The sequence below is a fragment of the Kitasatospora sp. NPDC015120 genome, from assembly GCF_043080305.1.
In the GTDB taxonomy this organism is placed as follows: domain Bacteria; phylum Actinomycetota; class Actinomycetes; order Streptomycetales; family Streptomycetaceae; genus Kitasatospora.
Genome location: NZ_JBIBVJ010000047.1, coordinates 1 through 4,109, shown reverse-complemented (window position 1 = coordinate 4,109; position 4,109 = coordinate 1). Strand labels below are relative to the sequence as shown.

Sequence of the window (4,109 nt, the reverse complement as noted above, 5' to 3'; positions counted from 1 at the left end):
CACGCCCTCCCGGTCGGTGGTGTGATCGTCCGAGAAACGACGGTCCCCCGTCGCATCCGGCACGTACTTCACACAGACAACGATCCTCAAGCTCACGGCCTGTCTCCTGTACTGGTCTCGTCCGGCGGCTGCGGTCGTGCAAGCGGGCGCGACCACGGCTCGCACCCGCGCCCGGCAGCGTGTTCCCGTGCCGGTCCGGAACTTGCTGGCAGCATACCCGCCAGTAGCCCGACGGTCACTACTCGCCAGTAGCTTACGCCCGGCCCCCGGCCGGGGTGCCCGTGAGGGCCATCCTGCCCCAGGCGGTCCGGGGCTCCACCCGACGGGGCTGCCCTCGGGCCACCGGATTCACCTCGGCGGCATCCCGCACCCCCCGCCCGCACCCCGGTGCCCAGCGGCACGACCGCCCCCGGGCCCCGGCCGGGCTCAGACCGCCGCGCCCAGCGCCGCGATCACATCCGCCTTCCGCGGCTGCCCGGCCGCCCGCCGCACCACCCGGCCACCGGCGTCCAGCACCAGCACGGTCGGCGTCCGCACGATCTCCAGCCGCCGCACCAGCTCCAACCGCTCCTCGGCGTCCAGCTCGACGTGCGCCACCCCGTCGACCATCCCCGCCACCTCGGCCAGCACCCGCCGGGTGGCCCGGCACGGCTGGCAGAACGCGGTGGAGAACTGCACCAGCGTCGCCCGCTCCCCGAGCGCCTCCCCCAGCTCCGCCGCCGACAGCCGCACCGCCCCGTCCCGCTCCCGCACCCTCAGCCTCCCGTCACGCTTCGCTCGGACCAGCCCGAACGCACTCGCCGCCACGAGCACGACACCACACACCACCAACCCGGTCATCCCCCCAGTCTGCTCCGCCCCCGCACCACGCCGGCGGCGGGGGCCCGGCTTCCCCGGACCCCCTCGACCCGTGCCGGCGGGCCCGCGTACGATCGGCCCGTGGACTCCGACCACCCCCCGCAGCCGCTGCTGACCACCCGCCGGGTGGTCGACCTGTGCCGGGCCACGGCCTCGCGCTGTCGCTGACGCGCACCCCGGCCGTCCCGGGCGCCCGCACGACCCCGTTGCCGCGCGCCCCGTCACCCCTCCCCCGGAGTCCCCGTGCAGATCGACCCCCGCGGCCCGCGTTTCGCCGCCGCCCTCACCACCCTCGTCCTGATCGCCGTCCTGCTCACCGGCAGCGCTGCGCTGCTCGCGGCCCAGACCCTCGTCTTCGCCCTCGGCGCCCTCGGCGGCCTGCGCCGTTCCCCCTACTCCTGGCTCTACCGCACCCTGGTCCGGCCCCGGCTCGCGCCGCCCGCCGAGACCGAGGACGAACGCCCGCCGCGGTTCGCCCAGGGGGTCGGCCTGGTCTTCGCCGCCGTCGGCACGGCCGCCCTCCTGGCCGGAGTCGGCTGGCTCGGCCTGCTCGCCACCGGGCTCGCGCTGGCCGCCGCCTTCCTCAACGCCGCGTTCGGCTACTGCCTCGGCTGCGAGGCGTACCTCCTGGTCCTGCGCGCCCGCACCCGCACCCGCACCGACCTGGCCGCCTGAGCCGCCCGGGGCGGGAGAAAACCGACCGGACGCCCGGCCGGGAAAAGTTCCCGCCCCGCCTCATCACGCACATCACACCGCCGGATCCGCCTCCGCGGCCCGCCTCAGGTGACAGCGGGTGCCCGTTCGGGGGATCATCTCCGTGTATCGCCCGTGGCCGCCGCGGTGTGCCGCGCCCCCGGTCGGCCCCCACCTACGGCCCGCGGGACCCGCCGTACCGGGCCCCAGGCCCGTCGAAGTCAGGACTGACCGTGGCAGAGCTCGTGTACCCGCCGGTGATCGGCGCCGCGCTGACCGTCTTCCGCGCACTCGACGTGCGCATCAGGATCGTCGGCGCCGAACACATCCCCGCCAAGGGCGGAGCGGTGCTCGTGAGCAACCACATCAGCTACCTCGACTTCCTCTTCGCCGGCCTCGGCGCCTACCGCGGCGGCAAGCGCAAGACCCGCTTCATGGCCAAGGACGACGTCTTCAAGCACGCCGTCTCCGGCCCGCTGATGCGCGGCATGAAGCACATCCCGGTCGACCGCGCCGACGGCCAGCCCGCCTACGAGGCCGCCGTCCGCGCGCTGCGCGCCGGCGAGGTGGTCGGCGTCTTCCCCGAGGCGACCATCAGCCGCTCCTTCATGCTGAAGAAGTTCAAGACCGGCGCCGCCCGGATGGCCGCCGACTCCGGCGCCCCGCTGCTCCCGGTCGTCCTGTGGGGCACCCAGCAGCTGTGGACCAAGGGCCGCCCGAAGACCCTCACCAAGCGGCACGTCCCGGTCACCATCATGATCGGCGAGCCGATCGTGCTGGAGCCCGGGGACAAGCCCGTCATGGTCACCCGCCGGCTGCGCGCCGCGATGACCGAGATGCTCGACCGGGCCCAGCGCGAGTACCCCGGCAAGCCCTCCGGCCCCGACGACACCTGGTGGCTGCCCGCCCACCTCGGCGGCACCGCGCCCACCCTGGAGACCGCCGAGGCCGAGGACGAGGCGGAGGCCGAACGCCGCGCCGCCCGGGACTGAGCGCCCGGGCCCGGCGCCGTCCGCCGGGCGCCCCGCGAACGGATGACGGACCGTCCCCGAGCGGACGCGCACCGTCGCGTGTCGCCCCGCTCCCCCCACTCCGATCTGACACAGTGACAGCTCCTTCGGGGGGCTGACGTCCGGCCGCGCCGGCCGGATCGGAGACGGAGATGAGACGCGGATGACCCGCACACGGACACGGCTCTCACGGACCACCCCCACCATCCACCGCACCGCCCCGACCACGGCCCGCACCCGCCACCGCGCCGGTGCGGGCCTCCTGCTCGCCGGGACGTTGCTCACCGGCTGCGGCGCCCAGCCCGGCGAGATCCCGCTCAGCGAGATCCGCACCGAATCCCCCACCCCCAGCCCGACCGTCGAGGCGGCCGTCGCCGACACCACCTCGGACGTGGTCGGCGCCGCCGCGGGCGCCCCGGCCGCCCCGACGGCCCACAACGGCCTCATCGCCGGCCGGGTCTTCCTCGACCAGGACCGCCTCACCAGCGCCATCTTCACGGTCACCGCCGACGGCAGAACCCGCCAGCAGCTCACCCAGCCGGCCGACCGGACCCGCGACGACCACCCCGCCTGGTCCCCCGACGGCACCACCCTCGCCTTCGACCGCACCGGAGGGGACTCACCCGGCCGGATCTGGACCACCGGCGCCGACGGCCGCAACGCCCACCAGCTGGGCTCGCTCTGCGAGGAGGGCGCCCCCGACTGCCTCAACGAGACGGAGACCACGCCCGCCTGGTCCCCCGACGGCAAACAGCTCGCCTTCACCCGCAGCTGGGGCACCACGGACCCGACGACCGAGCAGATCCAGTACAGCGACCTCTACGTCATCGCCCCCGACGGCACCACCGCCCAGCGGCTCACCTTCCTCACCAACGACACCCCGTACTCCGGCGTCGTCACCGACCCGTCCTGGTCCCCCGACGGCAAGCAGCTCGTCTTCTCCTACCGGACCAGCGCCACCGGCCGGCCCGCCAACAGCCGCGCGCTCTACCTCGTCAACGCCGACGGCACCGGCCTGCGCCAGCTCACCCCGTGGGAACTGCGGGCCGGCGACCGCGCCAACTGGTCCCCCGACGGCAGCCGGATCGTCTTCACCACCTACCCCTCCGACACCGAGAACGCCCCCGGCGGCGGCATCTACACCGTCCACCCCGACGGCACCGCCGTCGAGGCACTCACCCCCGGCCCGTCCGACACCATCTACGGCGTCGCCTCCTACTCCCCCGACGGCACCGCGATCGCCTTCGCCCAGGCCCCCGCCGGCGGAATCTCCGAGCTCTACACCATGCGGGCCGACGGCTCCGCCGTCGCCCGCCTCTCCGACACCCCCGGCCGAGGGGAGAGCCGCCCCGACTGGGGCACCGCCCAACCGCAGGGCTGAAGGCCTTTCCCGGAAACGCGAAGAACCCCCGCCGGAATACCGGCGGGGGTTCTTCTCACAATTTGTTCGGCAGCGTCCTACTCTCCCACAGGGTCCCCCCTGCAGTACCATCGGCGCTGTGAGGCTTAGCTTCCGGGTTCGGAATGTAACCGGGCGTTTCCCTCACG

At 74.6% G+C, this 4,109-nt stretch carries 4 protein-coding genes, 1 rRNA gene and 1 pseudogene; 3 read left to right on the top strand and 3 right to left on the bottom strand.

The genetic code is table 11. The features are described 5' to 3' along the window. Positions 1-96: pseudogene (locus ACF1AK_RS36120) on the bottom strand (electron transfer flavoprotein subunit beta); the annotation flags it as partial. A gap of 330 nt (positions 97-426) precedes the next feature. Next, complete coding sequence (locus ACF1AK_RS36115) at positions 427-840, bottom strand: TlpA family protein disulfide reductase (RefSeq protein ID WP_391503060.1); 414 nt, start codon at positions 838-840, stop codon at positions 427-429. Positions 841-1,101: 261 nt separating this feature from the next. Here ACF1AK_RS36115 and ACF1AK_RS36110 point away from each other — a divergent pair, with 261 nt between their 5' ends. The 3 genes from ACF1AK_RS36110 (at position 1,102) to ACF1AK_RS36100 (ending at position 3,942) form a co-directional block, all read left to right on the top strand. Continuing rightward, positions 1,102-1,533, top strand: a complete 432-nt coding sequence (locus ACF1AK_RS36110) for a DUF4395 domain-containing protein (RefSeq protein ID WP_391503059.1) — start codon at positions 1,102-1,104, stop codon at positions 1,531-1,533. Between the two features lie 251 nt (positions 1,534-1,784). Further along, positions 1,785-2,543, top strand: coding sequence for a lysophospholipid acyltransferase family protein (locus ACF1AK_RS36105; RefSeq protein WP_391503058.1), 759 nt, complete (start codon positions 1,785-1,787; stop codon positions 2,541-2,543). Positions 2,544-2,724: 181 nt separating this feature from the next. Beyond that, on the top strand, positions 2,725-3,942 hold the full coding sequence (locus ACF1AK_RS36100; RefSeq protein WP_391503057.1) for a hypothetical protein: 1,218 nt from the start codon (positions 2,725-2,727) through the stop codon (positions 3,940-3,942). A 64-nt stretch (positions 3,943-4,006) separates the two neighbouring features. Here ACF1AK_RS36100 and rrf read toward each other — a convergent pair. Continuing rightward, positions 4,007-4,109 (bottom strand): 5S ribosomal RNA (gene rrf / locus ACF1AK_RS36095); the annotation flags it as partial.

What these genes read in the sequence shown, in the direction of transcription:
- ACF1AK_RS36100 (WP_391503057.1), top strand. Translation starts at nt 2,725, where the DNA reads ATGACCCGCACACGGACACGGCTCTCACGGACCACCCCCACCATCCAC.
- ACF1AK_RS36115 (WP_391503060.1), bottom strand. Translation starts at nt 840, where the DNA reads ATGACCGGGTTGGTGGTGTGTGGTGTCGTGCTCGTGGCGGCGAGTGCG.